Origin of the sequence: Nitriliruptor alkaliphilus DSM 45188 (assembly GCF_000969705.1) — a bacterium.
GTDB lineage: Bacteria > Actinomycetota > Nitriliruptoria > Nitriliruptorales > Nitriliruptoraceae > Nitriliruptor > Nitriliruptor alkaliphilus.
In genome coordinates, this window is the sequence record NZ_KQ033901.1 from 5,258,884 (window position 1) to 5,279,081 (window position 20,198).

The window sequence follows — 20,198 nt, forward strand, 5'->3', positions numbered from 1 at the left end:
AGCCGGTCGTGGGGCGAGAGCGCGTGCCAGTAGTCGCGGTCGCGGCGATCCGCCTCGACGAAGTCGTCGAGGACGGTCAGGGTGCGTTGCAGGCGTCGAGGCTCCACGGTCGGAGGCTACCGCCGAGATCCATCGGCAGCCCGGACGCGGAGCTGCTGGACGACGAGGATGACGAGGAGCGGTAGCGTTCGCCGCTCGCCGGTGTGCGTCCCTCGACGCCGCCAGCTCCCACCTCGCCCCCACACCTCTCACCGACACCCGGAGTTCCACCGTGGCCGCAGAGCAGACCCTCATCCTCGTCAAGCCCGACGCCGTCGCCCGCGGCCTGATCGGCGAGGTCCTGTCCCGCATCGAGCGCAAGGGCTACCGCATCGAGGCGCTCGAGATGCGCACTCTGGAGCGCACCGTCGCCGAGGAGCACTACGCCGAGCACGTCGAGCGTCCGTTCTTCGGCGAGCTGGTCGACTTCATCACCGGGGGGCCGCTGGTCGCCCTGTGCGTGGCGGGTGAGGACGCGGTCGTCGGGATGCGCAGCATCATCGGTGCGACCAACCCGATCGAGGCCGCTCCGGGCTCGATCCGCGGCGACTTCGCCACCGTCATCGGCGAGAACCTGGTGCACGGCTCGGACTCGGCGGAGTCCGCGAAGCGCGAGCTCGGCATCTTCTTCCCCGGCCGCTTCTGAGCCGGCAGCTGCTCGCCGCGGCCGGATCTCACGGCCGCGGCGTCAGCTCCACCGACTCGACGACCTCGTCGATCCGGGAGCGGATCCCTGCGATCAGGCCGGCGCCCTCGACCCGCGGCCACAGCTCGCGGAGCGCGGCGTGGGCAGCGTCGGCCTGCTCACGCGTGTCGAACTCGAGGTCGATCCCGACCAGGAGCGGATCGTCGCTGTCGCGGAGGATCCGGTACCGCCGGACGCCCGACCCCGCACGGTCGATCGGGTCGGCATCGAAGGCCTGTTTCCACCCCTCGTAGCTCGCCACGTGGTGCTCGATCCGCAGGACGTGCACGGCGTCTCCTCGCGTCTCTTCAGAACACCAGGTGGTGTCGCTCCACGATAGGTCCAGTCCCCGCCATGTCGACCTCGCAGCCGTAGGTCGCAGCCAGCCGCGCCAGCTGCTCGGGCTCGGGTGGCTCGTCGAGGCCGTCCAGCGTGCGGAAGAGGACCTCGAGCCCCCCGGGTGAGATGATCTCGAGGACTCGCGCCGGCACGTCCCCGGCGTTCCAGAAGGTGTGCCACTGCCCGCGCGGCTTGCAGACCAGGGTGCCGGCGCCGGCGACGAGCTCGTGCCCACCGAGCCAGGCCCCGACCTCGCCCTCGAGCACGTAGCTGTACTCGTCCTCGGCGGTGTGCAGGTGCAGTGGCGCCGCGAGCGCTCGCGGGGCGAGCAGGTGCTCGACCAGGCTGAAGGCGCCGCCAACGTCCGTGGCGTCGAGGATGAACCGGTCGCCGGTCCCCTCGGGCGTGACGAACAGGTCGCCGCCGTCCGGTGGGACGATGCGTGGTTCGCTCTGGATCGGTGCGGCGTGCACGTGGGCCCCTTCCGTGGCTCGGTCACCGACGCTACGTAGGAGCACCAGCCGGGCACATACCAGCAAGCTGGCAGGTTCCTCCCCGGCCGACCGCGGCTACCGTGTTCCGGTGGACGGGCGCGCGAGGGAGCAGGCGGTCCGGCGGGTCGCGGAGCTGGCCGGTCGGGGTGACGACCTGGTGACCTTCTGGCAAGGCTGCACGGAGGTGCTCGCCCGGGTGGTCCCGCACTACCTCGGCCCGTGCTGGTACACGCTCGACCCCGCGTCCCTGCTGGTGACCAGCCACCACCAGGACGGGCTGCCCGAGATCCCCCGGGAGTGGCTGGCGCAGGAGTACTACGCCGACGACGTCAACAAGCTCGCCGACGTGGCGAGCTCGACGCGCGGCGTCGCGACCCTGCACGAGGCCACCGACGGCGATCCGACGAGCAGCGCGCGGTGGCACCAGAACATGGCGTACGGCGGCGACCAGGAGCTGATCGCCGGGCTGCGCACCTCGAGCGGCGAGGTGTGGGGTGCCCTCGGCCTGTACCGCGAACCGGGTCAGCCGGTCTTCGACGACGAGGATCTCGAACTCGTGCGGGCCGTGGCACCATCGCTCGCCGAGGGCGCCCGGCGTGGTCTGCTGATCGGTGAGGCCACGGAGCCCGAGGGGCCGGACGCGCCGGGTCTGGTGGTCCTCGGAGCCGACTGGGAACTCGAGTCGATGACGCCGGGTGTCGAACGGTGGCTCGCCGAGCTGCCGGACGGGGACGTCGACCGCGGCCTGCTGCCGTCCGCCGTCTACTCGGTCGCCGGCCGGGCGATGCGGTCCGACGGTGACGGGCCACGGGAGGTCGCGGTGGCCCGGGTGCGATCCCGAGCCGGGCGTTGGGTCGTGCTGCACGGTGCCGCGCTGGTGGGTGAGGGGGCTCGCCGAGCAGCCGTGATCGTGGAGCCGGCCCACCCGGCCCGGATCTCCCCGCTGCTGATGGCGGCCTACCGGCTGACCGAGCGGGAGCGGGACGTCACCCGGCTCGTCCTGCAGGGACGTGCGACCGCCGAGATCGCGACCGAGCTGTTCATCTCGCCGCACACCGTGCAGGAGCACCTCAAGCACATCTTCGAGAAGACGGGGGTCCACACCCGCAGGGACCTGGTCGGGACGGTCTTCTTCGCCCACTACGAGCCTCGCGTCCGGGACAACGAGGCCAGAGCGGTGCGTGAGGCTCCCCTCCGCGGGGGACCGTTCCCTCCGGCCTGAACGTCGTGGTCATCCACAGCGGCGAGGCAGCCCGTCCGGCGGTCGCGCTCCGAGTGCGGCAGGCTGCGTCCCGTCCGGGGGCGGACGATGCGGCGACGAGGTGTTCGATGGGTGCGGTCTGGCTCGACGGTCCCGTGACCGGTACGGCGGTCCTGGACGCGCCACCCCGGTGCGGGGCGTGCGACCGCGTGGTCTACCGCCCTGGTCCCGCCGACCGACTCGAGGTCACCTCGCCGGAAGCGGCCGCCGAGCTGCTCGTGCCGCACCTGGTCGAGGCCGACCGCGAACGGTGCGTCGCCGCCCTGGTCGACACCAAGCACCGCCTCCTGGAGGTCGTGGTCGTCAGCGTCGGCTCGCTGTCCCACACGTTCATGGCCCCGCGGGAGGTCTTCCGCGACGCGTTGCTGGCCAACGCCGCCGCGCTGGTGTTGGCCCACAACCACCCGAGCGGCGACCCGGAACCGTCCCGCGACGACGAGCTGCTGACCCGCCGCCTGGTGCGTGCCGGTGAACTCGTCGGCGTGGACCTGCTCGACCACCTGGTGGTCGGTGGCCACCGGTGGGTCAGCCTGGCTCGCCGGGGGACGATGGGGTGAGGTGTGCGCGGACCGCTTCGGCGAGGCCGTCCGGATCCTCGACGGTGACCGTCAGCGCCGGGTGTACGCGCTTGGCGCCGAACAGCCCCGTGACCGGCCGGTGGAAACTGATGCACACGCCGCGGTCGGTCGCCGTGCCGTAGGTCACGCCGCGGTCCTTCAGTGAGAGGCGCGGTCCGATGGCGCGGTACCAGCGGTAGGGGCCGGTCACGGTCGCCTCGACCACGTTGTCCCACGCGGTGGTGGTCAGGAACGGCCCGTAGCGGACGCTGAGCGCCAGATCGCTGACCTCGACCGCGGCTCGGTCCGGTTCGTGGAACGTGGTCGGGAGCAGCGTGCTCCACGGCTGCTGACGGGCGAAGGGGAACCGCTGCGTGGGCACGTGTCGGGCTCCTCGGGAGGTGTCGCGTCGACCGTACGCGGCCGCGGCGGGGCTGTGGTCGCCACCTCCGAGCCGGACGAACCGGGCCGTCGCCGAGTTCCCGGCCGCGAGCAGCGGCCGGGGTCCGTCCGGCGGGGGCGCTCGGTTCCACCCCACCGAGCAAGGCGAGGTAGCCTGCCGAGGTCCGCACGGGTCTGGTGCTGCGTTCTGCCGGGTCGGCGCCTCCCGCACGTGTCCGCACGGAGCGGTGCTCTGTGTCCACTCGACGCAGCGCGCTCGTCGGCGTAGCGTCACCTCCCTCGCTCGGCTTCCTCACATCTCGGTAGGTCCTCGTGGCTGCGAACATCGGTAACACCTTCCAGTTCCTCGGTCGCGACATGGCCGTCGACCTCGGCACCGCCAACACGCTCGTCTACGTGCGTGGACGCGGCATCGTCCTGAACGAACCGTCGGTGGTGGCCATCAACACCAAGAACGGCGCGATCCTCGCCGTCGGTGCCGAGGCCAAGCGCATGATCGGCCGTACCCCCGGCCACATCATGGCGATCCGGCCCCTCAAGGACGGCGTCATCGCCGACTTCGACGTCACCGAGAAGATGCTGCGCTACTTCATCCAGGCGGTGCACAAGCGGCGCTTCCTGGCCAAGCCGCGCGTGGTGGTCTGCGTCCCGTCGGGCATCACCGGTGTCGAGCAGCGGGCCGTCGAGGAGGCCACGATCCAGGCCGGCGCTCGCGCCGCCTACATCATCGAGGAGCCGATGGCCGCCGCCATCGGTTCGGGTCTGCCCGTCCACGAGCCGGCCGGCAACATGGTCGTCGACATCGGTGGTGGCACCACCGAGGTCGCCGTCATCTCCCTCGGTGGCATCGTGACCTCGCAGTCGATCCGCATCGGCGGTGACGAGCTCGACGACGCGATCATCTCCTACATCAAGAAGGAGTACTCGCTGATGCTGGGCGAGCGCACCTCCGAGGAGATCAAGATGGCCATCGGGTCGGCGTTCCCGCTGCCCGACGAGCCTCACGCCGAGATCCGCGGCCGCGACCTGGTCTCCGGGCTGCCGAAGACGATCATCGTCTCGGCCGAGGAGGTCCGCAAGGCCATCGAGGAGCCGGTCAACGCCATCATCGACGCGGTCAAGAACACCCTCGACAAGACCCCGCCGGAGCTCGCCGCCGACATCATGGACAAGGGCATCGTCCTGACCGGTGGTGGCGGGCTGCTCAAGGGCCTCGACGAGCGCCTCAAGCACGAGACCGGCATGCCGATCCACATCACCGAGAACCCGCTGTCCTCGGTCGCGATCGGGTCCGGCAAGTGCCTCGAGGAGTTCGAGGCGCTCAAGAAGGTGCTCATCTCCAGCTCACGTCACTGATGTACCAGCGTCGCAAGGCGCGCGTCCTCCTCGTCGTCCTGATCCTCATCGCGCTGGTGCTGATCACGGTCGACTTCCGTAGCGGCGACGGCGGGGACGGGCCGCTCGATCGGCTGCGCGGGGGCGTGACGGCGGTGGTCCGTCCCATCCAGGACGGCATCGCCACGCTGGTGCGGCCGATCGGCGACGCGGTCGGCGGCGTCACCGACATCTTCTCGGTCCGCTCCGAGAACGAGCGGCTCCAGGCGCGCCTCGACGTCCTCGAGGAGCGCTTCCGGTCCCTGGAGGACCTCGAGCGCGAGAACGAGGAGCTGCGCCAACTGCTCGGCATCCGCGAGCGGGCCGAGCTCGTGACCGTCGGCGCCCGCACGGTCGCCTTCGGGGCCAGCGACTTCGAGTGGGTCATCACGATCGACGCCGGCAGCGAGGACGGCATCGAGCGGGGCATGCCGGTGATCAACGGCGACGGCCTCGTCGGGCGGATCGTCCAGGTCACCCCGAACGCGTCGCGGGTCCTGCTGACCATCGACCCGACCTTCCAGGTCGCCGTGCGGACCGCGTCGACGGGCGAGACCGGGACGGTCGCGGGGCGCGGTGGCGAGCCGCTGGTGTTCTCGGTCCTCGACCCTGAAGCTGACCTCGAGGTCGGCGACGAGCTGGTGACGTCCTCGTACGACAGCGGTCAGTACCCGGAGGGGATCCCGATCGGGATCGTCGCCGAGGTCGGCGAGGCGACCACCTCGCTGGTGCGGGAGGTCACGGTCCGACCGTTCGTCGACTTCACCCGCCTCCACCAGGTCCTGGTGGTGATCGACGCGCCGCTCGATCCGCTGCCCGCGTTCCGTGACTCCGACGACCTCGAGGTCAACATCCCCGACGTCGATCCCTTCGTGGACCAGGACGACCTCCAGCGCCAGGCGGAGGAGGACGCCGCGGCGGAGCGCGAAGAGGACGACGACTCTGACCCTGAAGGTGAGGGTGAGGGTTCCGAGGACGGCGACGGTGGCGGGGACGACCCGTGATCGTGCGGACCGTGGCGCTCGGGCTGACGCTCGTGACCGCGGCGGTGCTGCAGACCGCGTTGTTCCCCGCGCTGGCGCTCGGTGGCTTCCGCCCCAACCTCCTGCTGTTGGTCGTGCTCGGGGTGGCCCTGCGCGACGGGGCGCTCCCGGGGATGCGTGTCGGCTTCGCGGCGGGGCTCCTCGCCGATCTGCTGACGACCCAGGCGCCGGTGGGCTTGGCGACCGTGGTGCTCACCGGCCTCGGCTACACCGTCGGGGTGGCCCGGCCCTACCTGGCACCGGGGTCGTTCACGGCCCCGGTCCTGCTGGCGTTCGTCTCCGGTCTGATCGGCACGGCGGGCTTCGGGATCCTGGCCGGTCTCCTCGGCGAGTCCGGGGTCACCTTCGAGCTGCTGCTCGCGGCCTCCCTCGGGGTCGCGCTGTTCAACACCCTCTTGGCGCCGGTCGTGCTCGGCCTCGTCCGTCGCCTGTCGGACCGCTTCCCGATCGAAGGGGTGGCCGGTCTGCCGTGACGGCCGCCGTGGCGCTCGCCGCCGCCAACCGGTCCGGCGCGAACGGGGAGATGTCGAGGGTGGTCGCACCATCGGCGACCAGCTCGGCGCCGGCCTCCCCGAACGCTGGGGCGTACTTGAACCCGTGGCCGGAGAAGCCGCCGAGCACCACGATCCGCTCGGCGCCCGGCAGACGTCCGATGATCGGCTGGTGGTCGGGGGTGTAGCCGTCCATGTACGCCGCGGCCCGGAGGGGGTCGGGGTGGAGGCCAGGGAGGCGGCGTCGGACCCGCTCGCTGATGTGCGCCACCTCGGCGTGGTCGACCGAGCGGTCGAGGCGATCGGGGTCGGCGACGTGGCGGTTGTGCTCCCCGCCCACGCCGACCTTGACGGACGCGCCGTCGAGGCTCGGGAACACGTAGAGCGCGTCCGGCCCGAGCCGCAGCCCCGTGGGGAACCGCTCGGGGGCGTAGCGGGCCGGATCGTCGACCGCGAACCACGCCTGGATCGGGCGCCGCACCTCGATGGCAGCGGCGAGGTCCGGCGCGAGGTGGGAGGTCCAGGGGCCCGCGGCGACGATGGCCTGCTCGAACCGGAGGTGTCGGCCTCCCCAGGCCACCGTGACGCCCTCGCCGTCCGCGGCCACATCGGTGACGGGCGCGCCGGTGTGCAGCACCGCGCCGAGGCGCGTGGCGCGCTCAGCCGCGGCGAGCACGGCGAGCTCGGAGCGCAGGAACCCCGCGTTCAGGTCCAGGATCCCCCGGTCATCGGGGTCCACGCGGTGGGGCGGGAACCGCGCACGGATCTGGCGCGCGTCGAGCAGTTCGTGGTCGAGCTCGTACGTGCGGATGGACGCCAGGATGCTGCCGAAGGTCGCGTCGTCGGGCGGGCTGATCACCAGCTCCCCGCCCCGTGTCAGCAGCTGACGGCCGCTGTCGGTCTCGAGCTGCCCCCAGCGTTCGAGCGCGGTGACGGCGAACGGGACGTAGTGCGGCTCCCGCGGGCTGGTCGTGCGGAACATCCGCGTCTCGCCGCCGGCTGCGCTGCGGTCGTGCGGGACGCCGAACCGTTCGAAGCCGTGCACCGAGAGGCCCGCCGCTGCCAGCCGCCACAGGGCCATGCTGCCGATCGAGCCGACCCCGATCACCGCGACGTCACCGCCGGATCCCACGGGTCCTCCTGACGCCGACACGCGGCCGGCTCCGGGCCGTGACGACCGGGGCCGACGCGGTCGACATCTTGGCTGTAGGAACGACTCTCAGTAAAGTTCCCGGAAGTGACCCTAGCTTCGGTTGCGAACCGTTCGCAACGACTGGACCTGAGAAGGAGCCCATCAGATGAGACGCCTCGCTCTGCGCCACGCGGCCGTGGTCGCACTGGCGCTCGCGGCCACCGCCTGTGCCGGCGCGGGAGGGACCGCCGACGGTGGTGCCTCGGGCACCGATGCCGACCCCGCCCACGCCGAGGGATCGGCGGGTGACGAGCGGGACGGGGCCAGTTCCGACGAGCTGCGGATCGCGATGCGGGTCCTGCCAGCCACGCTCGATCCTGCAGGTGAGCTGAGCGCCAGCTACCTGCGGTCCGTTGGCGCCAACGAGTCGCTGCTCAAGGTGCAGGCGGACGGATCCGTCGCGCCGGCGCTGGCCGCAGGTATCGAGCAGGTCGACGCCACCACCTGGGAGGTCGCGCTCCGCGACGATGTCACCTTCTGGAGCGGTGCGCCGGTCGACGCCGACGCGGTGGTCGCCTCGCTGGAACGCACGCGTGAGCTCAGTCCGCTGGCCGCGGGGTTGCTGGACGGCGTGCTGATCGAGGCGGCTGACGACGCCACCGTCGTGCTGACCACCCCCGGTCTCAGCCCCGACCTGCCCTTCGCGCTGAGCCACTACATGTTCGGCATCCACAACGTCGAGCGCCACGCCGACGCGCCCGAGACCACCGACGTGGCGGTCGCGGACATGACCGGGCCGTTCCGCATCGTGACCTTCGACACCGGGCGCCAGTTGGTGCTCGAGCGCAACGACGCCTGGTGGGGCCAGCCACCGTCCATCGAGCGCATCGTGGCCCGCGAGGTCGACGACGCCGACGCCCGCGCACAGCTCGCGCTGGCGGGCCAGGCCCACATCGTCCAGGACGCGCCGGCTGACCGTGCTGACGAACTCGAGGCCGCGGAGGGCATGACCCTGGTCGCCGCTGCAGCGGCCAACACCGTCGCCGTCTACCTCAACCCGGACTCGGACGCGAGCCCGGCGCTCGGTGACCAACGCGTGCGTGAGGCGCTGGCCTGGGCGCTCGACCGTGAGGAGGTGGTCCAGCTGGCGACCGCCGGGCTCAGCGTCCCCGCCTCCAGCTGGCTGTCCTCGTCGCCCGCCTACCCCGACGCCGCGGAGCAGGGCTTCCGCCAGCACGATCAGGCACGGGCCGAAGCGCTGCTCGACGCGGCGGGCTGGGAGCTCGATGACGCGGGTCACCGCCAGAAGGACGGCGAACGACTCAGCTTCCGGCTGCTGACCTTCGGCAACGAGGAGCGCACCGGCGAGGTCCTCCAGGCCCAGTGGGCCCGGCTCGGTGTCGACGTGCAGGTCAACAACGTCGACAGCACCCTGATCACCCAGGCCATCGAGGACGGCGACTGGGACGCGGTGACCCAGGCGTGGACCACGCTGGGGGCGACCGCCGAGCTGATCGCGGCGCAGATCGGACCCGACGGGTCCGGCAACCACGGCCGCTACCAGCTGCCGGAGGTCCCCGAGCTGCTCGAACGCGCCCGGACCGTCGAGGACCAGGACGAGCGGACGGCCGCCATCTACGCGCTCAACCAGGCCATGGTGGACCACGTCCCCTCCATCCCGGTCCACCCCCGTGTCCAGGCGACCGCGGTCGCGTCGAACCTCCGGGGCTTCGTCGCGCACCCGCTGCAGTACGAGAACCTCGTGCAGCCGGACATGACGCTCGAGTGAGGGGCCAGGGCAGGGGGCCGTCGGGGCCTGCCCGGACGGTGCTGGCGAGCATCGCCAGCACCGTCACGCTGTTGCTGCTGGCGTCGGTCCTGATCTTCGTGCTCGTCCGGTCCTCACCGGGCGACCCGATCGACATCCAGTTCGGCGAGTCCGGGGCGTCGGCCTACCTGACCCCGGAGCAGGAGGAGGAGCTGCGCGAGGACCTACGGCGACAGCTCGGCCTCGACGGGTCCCTGGGGGAGCAGTACGGGCGCTGGCTGGCGCTCGTGGTGCGCGGCGACCTCGGGACCTCGTTCCGCAGCGGCCGTCCGGTGGTCGACGAGCTCGGTGAGCGCCTGCCCGCCACCCTCATGCTGGGTGGTGCGGGCTTCGTCGTCGCGCTGGTCCTCGGCACGGCGTTGGCGGTCACCGCCTCGCGCCGTGCCGATGGCGTGGTCGATCACGGGCTGCGGGTGTTCACCTTGACCAGCATCTCGCTGCCGACCTTCCTGTCGGGCAGCCTCGCGCTGGCCGTGGCGGCCAACCAGCTCGGCTACGAGGTGGCCGGCCCGGCCCGTCTCGGCAAGGTCTGGCTCCCCGCCCTGGTGCTGGGTCTGTCCGGGGCCCCGACCTTCTCGCGCGTGCTGCGGGCATCGCTGCTCGCGGAGCGGTCGCAGCTGTACGCCCACGCCGCGCGGATCCGCGGCGCGTCCGAGTCGCACGTCATCGCGCGCCACACGCTGCGCCCCGCGCTCAGCCCGGTGCTGACCCTGGCCGGGCTGGCGCTCGCGAGCCTGCTCGGCGGGGCGGTGATCACCGAGGCGATCTTCTCCTGGCCGGGCGTCGCCGCGTACGCCGTCGGTGCCATCCGGGCGCAGGACTACCCGGTGGTGCAGGGCTACATCCTGCTGATGACGCTGGTCGTGGTGCTCGTCAACCGGGCCATCGATCTGACCCAGCGGGTGGTCGATCCGCGCACCCGGGTCGTCGGGGTGGCCGGGTGAGCGCGGTCGTCGCGACCCGCACCCGGCAGGCCCGCCGGGGCCAGGCCCTGATCCGGTCGGGCGTCGTGATCCTGGTCGTCGTGATCGCCGCCACGCTCCTGGCACCGTGGGTGTCCCCGCACGATCCCGCCGCGCAGCTGGTCGGGGAACCGTTCGGACACCCGAGCCGGGAGCACCTGTTCGGCACCGACCGGTTCGGTCGCGACGTGCTGTCCCGGGTGCTGCACGGTGGCCGCGAGACCCTGCTGCTGACCGGGGGCACGATGGTGGCCATCATCGGCCTCGGGGTGGTGATCGGCGCGAGCCTCGCCGGGGCCGGGCGACGGCTCGACAACGCCGCCTGCCACGTCATCGACATGCTGATCGGGTTCCCGGCGGTGGTCGTCGCGCTGGCGTTCGTCGGCCTGCGGGGGCCGGGCCTCACGACCGTGCTGACCGGGGTGCTGCTGGTGTGGTGGGCGCCGTTCGCTCGGCTGTCGCGGTCGCTCGTGCGGTCGGCGCTGAGCGAACCGTCGGCCGTGACGATGCGCGCGCTCGGTGCCGGCCGTGCCCGCATCCTGCGCACGGAGGTGTGGCCTCGGCTGCGGGGTCCGCTGCTCGTGCTCGGCGCCATCGAGGCCGGCCAGCTGATCTCGGTCGTCGCCGGCCTGAGCTTCCTCGGCCTCGGTGCACAGCCCCCGAGCGCGGAGTGGGGTGCGATGCTGCAGGACGGCCGCAGCCACCTCGTGACGAAGCCGTACCTGGTGCTCGCGCCGGGAGCGGCGGTGTTCGTGACCGTGCTCGGTCTCAGCGCCCTCGGCGAGGGGCTGCGCGACCGGATGGGTCACGACGACCTGGGGGGACGCTCGTGACGGGCCCACCGCTGCGAACTGACGGCCCGGTGCTGCGTCTGGAGGGCCTGCGCGTCGCCTACGGCGCTCGTCCCGTGCTGACCGACCTCGACGTGACCGTCGGGCGTGGCCGGATCCACGTGGTGATGGGGCCGAGCGGTGTGGGCAAGACCACGCTGTTGCGGGCCATGACCGGCCTCGTCCCCCGGGCCGGGACGGTGACGGTCGATCGCCACGAGCTGCGCACCGCCGACGGCACCATCGACCTCGCCGGGGCGCCCCCGGAGCGGTGGCAGCAGGTCCGAGCGAGGCACCTCGGTGTCATCTTCCAGGACGCCGCGCTCGCGCTCACCCCGCTCCGGCGTGTCGGTTCGCTGGTCGGTGAGGTCGCCAGGCTCCGTGGTGGTGCCGCCGGCCAGGACGCCGAAGCGCAGCGGCGGTCGGTTCGGGCGGCGCTGCGCTGGGCGGGGTTCGCCGACCCCGACGAGGTGGTGACTCGACGCTGCTTCGAGCTGAGCGGGGGGATGGCCCAGCGGGTGGGGCTGGCGCTCGCCGTCGCCGGGCGACCGGCCCTGCTGCTGGCGGACGAGCCGACCTCGGCGCTGGACGGTCTGGCTCGCGCCGAGTTCCTGGCCCGCCTGCGGGAGTACGCGCAGGAGGGCGGGTCGGTCGTGGTGGTCACCCACGACCGGTACGTCGCGGACGCGGTCGCCGACGGGCTGGTGACCCTCGGCCCTGCCGGGCAGCTACCGACGCCGATGCCCGGTGGCCGGTCCGCTCACCCGGTCCCTGCCGCGCAACGGGACCCGCGTCCCGACGCGCCGGCCGCGCTCGACCTCGTGGCCGCACGCAAGAGCTACCCGGGCAGTGGTCCGGTGCTGCGCGGGGTCGATCTGCGGGTGGGCCCGGGCGAGATCGTCGGTCTGGCGGGCCGCAGCGGTGCCGGCAAGTCGACGCTGGTGCGGTGCGTCGTCGGCCTGGAACCGCTCGACGGCGGTCGCCTGAGGATCGCCGGTCACCGTCCCGAGGAGGTCGGCTGGCGGACCGTGCGCCGCCAGGTCCAGCTGGTGCCGCAGGACCCCCGGGCGTCGCTCAACCCGTGGCGGACGGCGATCCAGCTGGTGGCCGACCCCCTCGACGCCCACCGCATCGGTCCACGCCGCTGGCGGCGCGAACGCGCCGAGCAGTTGCTGGCCGAGGTCGGGCTCCCCGACGCAGCCCACGCCCGCCCCGGGGCGCTGAGCACCGGGCAGTGCCAGCGCATCTCGATCGCCCGAGCCCTGGCGGTCGAGCCCCAGCTGCTGGTCGCGGACGAACCCGTGGCCTCGCTCGACACCGAGCTGCGCGACGACATGCTCGACCTGATCCGCCGGCTCGCGCTCGAGCACGGGGTCGCCACGCTCGTGGTCAGCCACGACCTCTCGGCGATCGAAGCCCTGTGCGACCGGCTCGCCGTCCTCGACCACGGGGTGATCGTCGAACAGCTCGAGGTGGGACGCATGCGCCGCGACGCGGTCCACCCCCTGACCTTGTCACTGCTCGACTGCTACCCGGCGGCCTCGCCGCCGGCCGACCGGAGGTACGACCCTGACCGCTCCGAGCATCACGCTGCCCCACCTGTCTGACGCCGTCGACTGGATCGAACGCTGGGATCGTCAGCAGGCCCTGTACCTGCCCGACCGCGAGGAGGTCTTCGCACGGATGCTCGACGTCGCCGAACGGCTCGTCGGGCCACCGGCACGGGTGCTCGACCTCGCCTGCGGGCCGGGATCGCTCGCCGCCCGGGCGGTCGCACGGTTCCCCGACGCCGAGGTGGTCGCGGTCGACCTCGACCCGGTGCTGCTGGCGTTGGGGCGTGCGGCGTCCGTGCCGCGGACGACCTGGCTGGACGCCGACCTGCGCGTGGACGGCTGGGACGCCGAGCTGCCGACGGAGGGTTTCGACCTGGTGCTGTCCGCGACCGCACTGCACTGGCTCGATGCCGACCGGTGGCCCTCGCTCGCCGGCAGCCTCGCGCGGTTGCTGCGGCCAGCCGGGCTGTTCCTGGACTACGACCAGATGCGCACCGACGCCGACGCGCCGCAGCTGGCTGCGCTGACCGATGCGCTGCACCGTGAGCCCTGGGAGGCGATCGGGGACGGTGCGGAGGATTGGGCCGCGTGGTGGGCGGCCGTGGCCGACTCACCGGCGTTCGCGCCGCTGTTGACCGAACGCGACCGCCGGTTCGATGGTCGACGGGTCGGGTCCGGTTCGAGCGTCGGTGAACGCGTGGCCGCCCTCCGCGCGGCGGGCTTCGACGAGGTCGCGCCGCTCGAGCAGGTGGCCGATCGGCGGTTGCTGGCCGCCATCCGCTGAGCCGCGGCGCGGGACCGGGGCGCGGGACCGGGGCGCGGGTTCGGGCGCCGAGGACGGCGCCCCTCGCGCCGCTGGTACCTTCCCGCGAGGCGGTACGACGCGGGACCGGCGCACCTGGAACGCTCCTCGCAGCTCCGTCCCCTCGCCCACGCTCGAGCACCCCGCAGGGCACCTCTTGGCGACCAACGAGCCCACCAACAACGCGCTCCGACTGACCTTCGTCACCGTGCTGGTCATCGGTCTGTTCCTCGCGTTGTTCTCCCGCCTGTGGTTCCTCCAGATCCTGGCGGGTGACCGCTACACGCTGGCCGCCGAGGAGAACCGCGTCCGGTCGGTGCTCACCGAGGCGCCGCGGGGCCGGATCCTGGACGCCAACGGTGCCGAACTGGTCGGCAACCGTCCGGCGCTGACCATCTCCGCGGACCGGATGCAGCTGCTCGACGGCAACGGTGATCCGCTCGACGAGGACGCCGAACGCGTCCTCGACCGGTTGTCGGCCCTGCTGCGGCTCGAGCGCGACGAGATCATCGAACGGCTGGTCTCGCGCCGCTACAGCATCTTCCGCCCGATCCCGATCGCGATCGACGTCGCCCCCGAGATCGTCTACGCGGTCCGCGAACAGCAGGAGCTGTTCTCGGGTGTGGTGGCCGAGACCCTGCCGGTCCGCACCTACCCGCAGGGGCAGCTGGCAGCGCACCTGGTCGGCTACCTCGGCGAGATCTCCGAGGAGGAGCTGACCGCCGAGCCCTACGCCGGCGAGTACCGGCCGGGGGAGTTCATCGGACGCGGGGGGCTCGAGCAGACCTACGAACCGGACCTGCGAGGTGAGGCGGGCAGCCGCCGCCTCGAGGTCAACCGCCAGAACCGGGTCGTCGGTGTGCTCCAGGACCGCGAGCCGGTGCCGGGCGGTGACCTCGTCACCTCGATCGACCTCGACCTGCAGGAGGCCACCGAACGGCTCCTGGCCGAGGGGATCGTCAGCAGCCGGTCCACCACCCACGTGGCGTCCGGCCGGAACCTGCCTTCGACCGCCGGGTCGGCCGTGGTGCTCGACGCGACCGACGGGGCGGTCCTGGCGATGGCCTCGTTCCCCACCTTCGATCCGCGCGAGTTCGTCGGCGGTGTCAGCCAGCGCTACTGGGACGAGGTGACCAGCGAGGACAACGAGTTCCCGCTGCTGAACCGGCCGATCCAGTCGGCCCACCCGCCGGGCTCGGTGTTCAAGACCGTGACCGGTGCTGCGTTCATGGCAGCCGGCCGGATCGGTCCGCAGGGCACGATCAACTGCGCCCCGGCCTACGACCTCGGCGGGATCACGTTCCGCAACTGGAACCGTGGCGTCAACGAGGGGCCGATGAACCTCTCCACGGCGTTGATGCGCTCGTGCGACACCTACTTCTACGAGCTGGCCTACGACCAGTGGCGCGTCGAGCAGTCCCAGGGCGACGACGTCGAGGAGGTCCTGCCGATCGTGGCCGGCCGGTTCGGGTTCGGACGCACCCTCGGTATCGACCTGCCGTCCGAGCGCGCCGGTGTGATCCCCTCGCGCGAGTGGCGGCGCGAGTTCTGGCTCAACACCCGCGAGACCTACTGCCGCAACGCCGAGGAGATGCCGCCCGGGTTCGGCCGCGACATCAACGCCGACCTGTGCGTCTCGGGCGGGACGTGGCGCGGCGGTGACGCGATCAACAGCTCCATCGGGCAGGGCGACGTGCTGACGACCCCGCTGCAGATCGCGGCCTCGTACATGGCGATCGCCAACGGTGGGACGCTGTGGCGGCCCCACCTCGGGCAGCGGATCGTCGCCCCCGACGGCGAGGTGATCCGCGAGATCGAACCCGAGTCACTCGGCGACCTCGGACTGGACGACGCCGAGCTGCGCGCGATCCAGGAGGGTCTGCGTCGCGTGGTGATGGAGGAGCGGGGCACGGCCCACGGCGCGTTCACGCGTGGCAACCCGTTCCCGCTGAGCGAGATCCCCGTGGCGGGCAAGACCGGCACGGCCGAGCTCAAGCCGAAGGTGCCGTTCGCGTGGTTCGCGGCCTACGCACCGGCCGACGATCCGGAGATCGTGGTCGTCGTCAACGTCGAGCAGGGCGGTGGCGGCTCGCAGACCGCAGCGCCGATCGCCCGCAACATCCTCGAGCACTACTTCGGTGTCACCGACGCCGAGGACGCCGAGTTCGTCGAAGGTGACCGCATCCTCGACTGAGGATGGGTCCTCGGTTAGCGGCCGAGAGGAGGTGGATCGTGGAGGTCGGGTACGGGCAGGACCGCGCCGAGCGGATGCAGCGCGAGCGCGTCGCGTCGCGTTGGCAGGAGGCGTACGCCCCGATCAAGCACCTCGATCCGGTCCTCGTACTGTCCGCCTTGGCGCTCACGGGCATCGGCCTCGTCGCCATCTACTCGGCCAAGCTGCAGGCGCTGACCGACCAGGGCCTGTCGCCGCTGCTCTACATCTCGCGCCAGGTGCTGGCGATGGTGGTCGGCATCCTCGGGATGGTCGCGGCGGCCGTCATCGACTACCGCCACCTGCGCACCTACGCGGCCGTCATCTACGGCGTCGCCCTGGTGCTCCTGGTGCTGGTCATCACCCCGCTCGGGACCACCTTCGGTGGCGCGCAGCGCTGGATCCTGATCGGTGGGTTCCAGCTCCAACCCTCCGAGCTCGCCAAGATCGCGGTGCTGATCGCGATCGCCGCGGTGCTGCACGAGCGCAAGGGTGAACCCGGCATCGGCGCCATCGCGGTCTGCCTCGCCCTGACGATGGTGCCGATGGGCCTCGTCTTCCTGCAGCCCGACCTCGGCACCTCGATCGTGTTCGTCTGGCTGTGCGCGATCCTGTTCCTCGTGGGCGGGGTCAAGGGCCGCTACCTGATCGGCCTCGGGATCGCCGCGGTCACCGCCACGATCGCCGTCCTGCGCATGGACCTGATCGCCGACTACCAGGTGCAGCGGCTGACGGCGTTCCTCGACGCCAGCAACCCGAGCCTCGGCCAGGGGCCGGGCTTCCAGACCCGCCAGTCGGTGATCGCCATCGGATCGGGCCAGGTCGGTGGGAAGGGGCTGTTCCAGGGCACCCAGACGTCCCTGTCGTACGTGCCCGAGAACCACACCGACTTCATCTTCACCGTCATCGGTGAGGAGTTCGGCTTCCTCGGTGCCATGATCGTGCTGGGCCTGTTCCTGGTGCTGATCTGGCGGGGGTTGCGCATCGCGGTCATCGCCAAGGACCTGTTCGGCACGCTCCTGGCGGTGGGGGTCGTGGCCATGCTGGCTCTGCAGGTGTTCGTCAACGTCGGCATGACGGTGGGCATCATGCCCGTGACCGGCATCCCGCTGCCGTTCGTCAGCTACGGGGGCACGTCGCTGATCGTGTGGTTCGCGATCGTGGGGCTGCTGCTCAACGTCCACATGCGGCGCTTCTGAGCGGTCAGCGCACCTCGCCTGGTCCACTGCGGGTAGGTCGGTGGCTGAACGGCGGTGCTCGCGCGGAACCCGGCCGCCGTCGGGCGCTCCGCGGACCCCGTCGGCCTCATGTGCGGGGCATGAAGGGTCCGCACAGTGACCGAACGGCCGTGCCCGGGCGGGGGTGCTGCGCCTGCGAGCGCGGTGACGTGTCCCTAGGGTGCGAACCCGGTAGCGAGACGGAGAAGAGGAGCCGTTAACGGGAGGCGAACCACGCCGAGGCGACTCGACGTGGTCCGTAGGACTCTCGGGGGGACTTCTCCTTCGTCGCTCCGCCCGCAGCTTGCGGGTGAGGACGCTGCTGACCGGTGCGAGGGGCCCCTTGCGCCGGACGAGCTCCGAGGAGAGTGCTTTGAACGGATCCACCCGAACGAGACGCGGGTTGCGTCGCGTGCTCGGGCTGAGCCTGGGGAGCGCCATGATCATGGCGATGGCCCCCGGCGTAGCTTCGGCACAGACGCAGCCCGAGGCCATCGACACCAGCGTCATCTGTGGTGATGTGCAGTCGAACTTCGACGACATCGCCGGATCGGCGCACGAGTACAACGTGCGTTGCATGGCGGACTTCGGTCTGACCGAGGGTCTGGCACCGGACGGGACCAGCTACGGCCCCCGTCTGGACGTGACCCGTGGCCAGATGGCGTCGTTCATCGCGCGGTTCATCGAGGACTACAACGAGCAGGCGCTGCCCCCGGGCAACCCGGCTCGCTTCGATGACGTGCCGCCGACCGATGCCCAGTACGTGCACGCGTCCAACATCCACAAGCTCGCTGCCATCGAGGTCGTCGAGGGCACCAACGCCTCCGACGGTCAGTCGTACGCGCCGAACGCGAACGTGACCCGTGGGCAGATGGCGTCGTTCATCCGTCGTGCGTTGTCGTACCTCGACAACGGCGATGTGAACCCGCTGTCGGAGCCGCCGGCTGGTCCGGACGCGTTCCCGGACGATGACGGTTCGGTCCACGAGCCGAACATCAACGCGCTGGCTGGCGTGCGCATCGTCGAGGGCTTCGAGGACGGTGACTACCGTCCGCTGGCACTCGTCAAGCGTGACCAGATGGCATCCTTCGTGATGCGCGCCTACGCATGGGCAGACGCCGAAGGCCTCGGCGACGAGGACCCGCCGCCAGGCGAGGAGCCTTCGGTCGAGGTGACCACCGACGCTGACTCGCTCGCTGCCGGTGACAGCTTCACGGCCACGTTCACCGGTGATGTCGACGACATCCAGGGCGTGACCGTCGCTGGAGACTGCGTCGTCGACGGCGACGTCAACCTGGACGATGGCGTCGCGACGGTCGCCACGGAGGATGAGTCGGATGCCGGTCCCTGCGAGGTGACCTTCACGGTCACCTTCGACGATGACACCGAGCAGGAGCACACCGTCACGCTGACGATCGAGGGTGCGCTCAACGACGATTCGGGCGAGAGCTTCGCCGGCCTACAGGAGGCCATCGACGAGGCCGCGGACGGTGACACGATCCACGCCTACGGTTCGTTCGACGGCCCGATCGCCATCTCAGCGCCAGTCACCGTCGAGGGGCACGACGCCACGCTGGACGGTGGTTTCGGCATCAGCAACACCGATGGCGTCACCATCACGGGCTTCACCGTCACCCCGGGCAGCATCCCGGGTGCCGGTGAGGACGCGGCCTTCTACCTCACGAACGTCTCCGAGGTGGAGATCCGCGACAACGTCGTCGTCGGTACGGGGACCGGGACCGGTGTCCTGAACGCCAGCGGCGGCGGTGACGAGGAGGCGACGATCGCGGACAACTCGTTCACGGGCCTGCTCCGTGGCGCCTTCGCGAACCCGACCGCGGACTTCACCATCACGGGCAACACCTTCGACGGCAACGTCGTGGGTTCCGCGAACGATGCGGCCTCGGTCATCACCGGGAACACCTTCCTCGACAACGGGGAGGGCATCGGCCTCGGTGCTGCGGGTTCGACCGTCACAGGCAACATGTTCGACGGCAACGACGACCACGTGTGCGACTACACGGGGACGTACGTGCTGGCGACGCTCATCGCGGCGAACGAGTTCGCGGATGATGTCGTTGTCGATGGCAACTGCATCGTCGACGCCTGAACCGCACCGACGAGCACCAGGTCAGCGAGATGCTGGCTCGGCGGGACCCCGGCCACGTGGCCGGGGTCCCGCTGCGTCGGCGCGGCGTCAAGGGGTGCCCTCGCCGACGCTGGCACGCGCGTCGCCACGTTCCCCCTGTTCCCGTGGGAGCGGCGCGGGCGGGCTCCGTACGGCGCGCCGGGTCCCGCTGCGTCCGACCTCGCCCGGGATCCTCGATGACCTCGCTCGCGCCCGCCGAGACGCGTACCCACCTCCGCCAGCTGGAGGCCGAGTCGATCCACATCCTGCGTGAGGTCGTCGCCCAGTGCGAACGACCCGTGATGATGTACTCGATCGGCAAGGACTCGTCGGTGATGCTGCACCTGGCGAGGAAGGCGTTCTTCCCCGGCACGTTGCCGTTCCCGCTGCTCCACATCGACACGACGTGGAAGTTCCGGGAGATGATCGAGTTCCGCGACCGGACGGCACGTGAGCTCGACCTCGACCTGCGGGTGCGCACCAACGAGGAAGCCAGGGCTCAGGGCATCAACCCGTTCGATCACGGGTCGCAGAACTACACCGACCTGATGAAGACCCAGGCGCTCAAGCAGGCGCTGTCGGCCGGCCGGTACGACGCCGCGTTCGGTGGTGCCCGCCGCGACGAGGAGAAGTCGCGCGCCAAGGAGCGCGTGTTCTCGTTCCGTGACCGGCACCACCGCTGGGACCCCAAGAACCAGCGGCCCGAGCACCGAGATCACCATCTACTACCGGCTCGGTGAGGACGACTGGCAGACGATCGAGGTCCTGTACGGCGAGGCGGGCACGTGGAGTCGACTAACGGCATCGCCGTCAACGGTTCCGAGTGACGCTCGCGCGGCCCTCGACCAG

General features: G+C 71.4%; 19 protein-coding genes and 1 pseudogene. 16 read left to right on the forward strand and 4 right to left on the reverse strand.

Going from position 1 to position 20,198, the window contains the following annotated elements:
- Positions 1 to 23: 23 nt before the first annotated feature.
- On the forward strand, positions 24 to 185 hold the full coding sequence (locus NITAL_RS27630; RefSeq protein ID WP_157042069.1) for a hypothetical protein: 162 nt from the start codon (positions 24 to 26) through the stop codon (positions 183 to 185).
- A gap of 86 nt (positions 186 to 271) precedes the next feature.
- Positions 272 to 685 carry a nucleoside-diphosphate kinase gene (ndk, locus tag NITAL_RS24590; protein ID WP_052668887.1) on the forward strand — a complete coding sequence of 138 codons (414 nt, stop codon included), beginning with the start codon at positions 272 to 274 and terminating at the stop codon, positions 683 to 685.
- A gap of 28 nt (positions 686 to 713) precedes the next feature.
- Here the strand turns inward: ndk and NITAL_RS24595 are convergent, their stop codons facing one another.
- On the reverse strand, positions 714 to 1,013 hold the full coding sequence (locus NITAL_RS24595; protein WP_052668888.1) for a hypothetical protein: 300 nt from the start codon (positions 1,011 to 1,013) through the stop codon (positions 714 to 716).
- A gap of 19 nt (positions 1,014 to 1,032) precedes the next feature.
- Entirely contained in the window at positions 1,033 to 1,536 is a 504-nt protein-coding gene (locus NITAL_RS24600) for a cupin domain-containing protein (RefSeq protein WP_211262666.1), read from the reverse strand.
- 109 nt (positions 1,537 to 1,645) lie between these two features.
- Here NITAL_RS24600 and NITAL_RS29310 point away from each other — a divergent pair, with 109 nt between their 5' ends.
- Both NITAL_RS29310 and NITAL_RS24610 read left to right on the forward strand, forming a co-directional pair.
- Positions 1,646 to 2,779, forward strand: a complete 1,134-nt coding sequence (locus NITAL_RS29310; protein ID WP_281175572.1) for a helix-turn-helix transcriptional regulator — start codon at positions 1,646 to 1,648, stop codon at positions 2,777 to 2,779.
- Positions 2,780 to 2,886: 107 nt separating this feature from the next.
- On the forward strand, positions 2,887 to 3,375 hold the full coding sequence (locus NITAL_RS24610; protein WP_052668889.1) for a JAB domain-containing protein: 489 nt from the start codon (positions 2,887 to 2,889) through the stop codon (positions 3,373 to 3,375).
- Here the strand turns inward: NITAL_RS24610 and NITAL_RS24615 are convergent.
- Positions 3,344 to 3,757: a hypothetical protein gene (locus tag NITAL_RS24615; protein ID WP_157042070.1), complete on the reverse strand. Its 414-nt coding sequence runs from the start codon at positions 3,755 to 3,757 to the stop codon at positions 3,344 to 3,346. The two genes, NITAL_RS24610 and NITAL_RS24615, sit on opposite strands and share 32 nt — an antisense overlap.
- 344 nt (positions 3,758 to 4,101) lie before the next feature.
- Between NITAL_RS24615 and NITAL_RS24620 the strand changes: the two genes are divergently transcribed.
- The 3 genes from NITAL_RS24620 to mreD are packed head-to-tail and all read left to right on the forward strand — an operon-like array spanning position 4,102 to position 6,667.
- Entirely contained in the window at positions 4,102 to 5,133 is a 1,032-nt protein-coding gene (locus tag NITAL_RS24620; protein WP_052670070.1) for a rod shape-determining protein MreB, read from the forward strand.
- The gene (gene mreC, locus NITAL_RS24625; RefSeq protein ID WP_052668891.1) at positions 5,133 to 6,155 is read left to right on the forward strand and encodes a rod shape-determining protein MreC; all 1,023 of its coding nucleotides are present in this window, start codon (positions 5,133 to 5,135) and stop codon (positions 6,153 to 6,155) included. Before NITAL_RS24620 ends, mreC begins: the two co-directional genes overlap by 1 nt.
- The gene (gene mreD, locus NITAL_RS24630) at positions 6,152 to 6,667 is read left to right on the forward strand and encodes a rod shape-determining protein MreD (RefSeq protein ID WP_052668892.1); all 516 of its coding nucleotides are present in this window, start codon (positions 6,152 to 6,154) and stop codon (positions 6,665 to 6,667) included. The genes mreC and mreD overlap by 4 nt, the downstream gene beginning before the upstream one ends.
- On the opposite strand, the gene solA is transcribed toward mreD, so the two are convergent.
- Positions 6,579 to 7,817, reverse strand: a complete 1,239-nt coding sequence (solA, locus tag NITAL_RS24635; RefSeq protein ID WP_052668893.1) for an N-methyl-L-tryptophan oxidase — start codon at positions 7,815 to 7,817, stop codon at positions 6,579 to 6,581. The genes mreD and solA overlap by 89 nt on opposite strands.
- Positions 7,818 to 7,983: 166 nt before the next feature.
- On the opposite strand from solA, the gene NITAL_RS24640 reads away from it, so the two are divergent.
- The 9 genes and pseudogenes from NITAL_RS24640 to cysD all read left to right on the forward strand — a co-directional run.
- Positions 7,984 to 9,606, forward strand: coding sequence for an ABC transporter substrate-binding protein (locus NITAL_RS24640; RefSeq protein WP_052668894.1), 1,623 nt, complete (start codon positions 7,984 to 7,986; stop codon positions 9,604 to 9,606).
- Positions 9,607 to 9,644: 38 nt separating this feature from the next.
- The gene (locus NITAL_RS24645) at positions 9,645 to 10,589 is read left to right on the forward strand and encodes an ABC transporter permease (protein ID WP_052668895.1); all 945 of its coding nucleotides are present in this window, start codon (positions 9,645 to 9,647) and stop codon (positions 10,587 to 10,589) included.
- The gene (locus NITAL_RS24650) at positions 10,586 to 11,440 is read left to right on the forward strand and encodes an ABC transporter permease (RefSeq protein ID WP_052668896.1); all 855 of its coding nucleotides are present in this window, start codon (positions 10,586 to 10,588) and stop codon (positions 11,438 to 11,440) included. The genes NITAL_RS24645 and NITAL_RS24650 overlap by 4 nt, the downstream gene beginning before the upstream one ends.
- A gap of 29 nt (positions 11,441 to 11,469) precedes the next feature.
- Complete coding sequence (locus tag NITAL_RS24655; protein ID WP_169786949.1) at positions 11,470 to 13,044, forward strand: ABC transporter ATP-binding protein; 1,575 nt, start codon at positions 11,470 to 11,472, stop codon at positions 13,042 to 13,044.
- Between the two features lie 40 nt (positions 13,045 to 13,084).
- Entirely contained in the window at positions 13,085 to 13,774 is a 690-nt protein-coding gene (locus NITAL_RS24660) for a class I SAM-dependent methyltransferase (RefSeq protein WP_342674241.1), read from the forward strand.
- Between the two features lie 175 nt (positions 13,775 to 13,949).
- Positions 13,950 to 15,986 (forward strand): penicillin-binding protein 2, encoded by a 2,037-nt coding sequence (gene mrdA / locus NITAL_RS24665; protein ID WP_052668899.1) that lies wholly within the window; start codon positions 13,950 to 13,952, stop codon positions 15,984 to 15,986.
- A gap of 38 nt (positions 15,987 to 16,024) precedes the next feature.
- A complete protein-coding gene (gene rodA, locus NITAL_RS24670; protein ID WP_169786950.1) occupies positions 16,025 to 17,203 on the forward strand; it encodes a rod shape-determining protein RodA in 1,179 nt (392 codons plus the stop codon).
- A 430-nt stretch (positions 17,204 to 17,633) separates the two neighbouring features.
- Complete coding sequence (locus NITAL_RS24675) at positions 17,634 to 19,331, forward strand: S-layer homology domain-containing protein (protein ID WP_052668900.1); 1,698 nt, start codon at positions 17,634 to 17,636, stop codon at positions 19,329 to 19,331.
- 215 nt (positions 19,332 to 19,546) lie between these two features.
- Positions 19,547 to 20,056: pseudogene (gene cysD, locus NITAL_RS24680) on the forward strand (sulfate adenylyltransferase subunit CysD); the annotation flags it as partial.
- Between the last annotated feature and the right edge of the window lie 142 nt (positions 20,057 to 20,198).

What these genes read in the sequence shown, in the direction of transcription:
- NITAL_RS24610 (WP_052668889.1), top strand. Translation starts at nt 2,887, where the DNA reads ATGGGTGCGGTCTGGCTCGACGGTCCCGTGACCGGTACGGCGGTCCTG.
- mreC (WP_052668891.1), top strand. Translation starts at nt 5,133, where the DNA reads ATGTACCAGCGTCGCAAGGCGCGCGTCCTCCTCGTCGTCCTGATCCTC.
- NITAL_RS24640 (WP_052668894.1), top strand. Translation starts at nt 7,984, where the DNA reads ATGAGACGCCTCGCTCTGCGCCACGCGGCCGTGGTCGCACTGGCGCTC.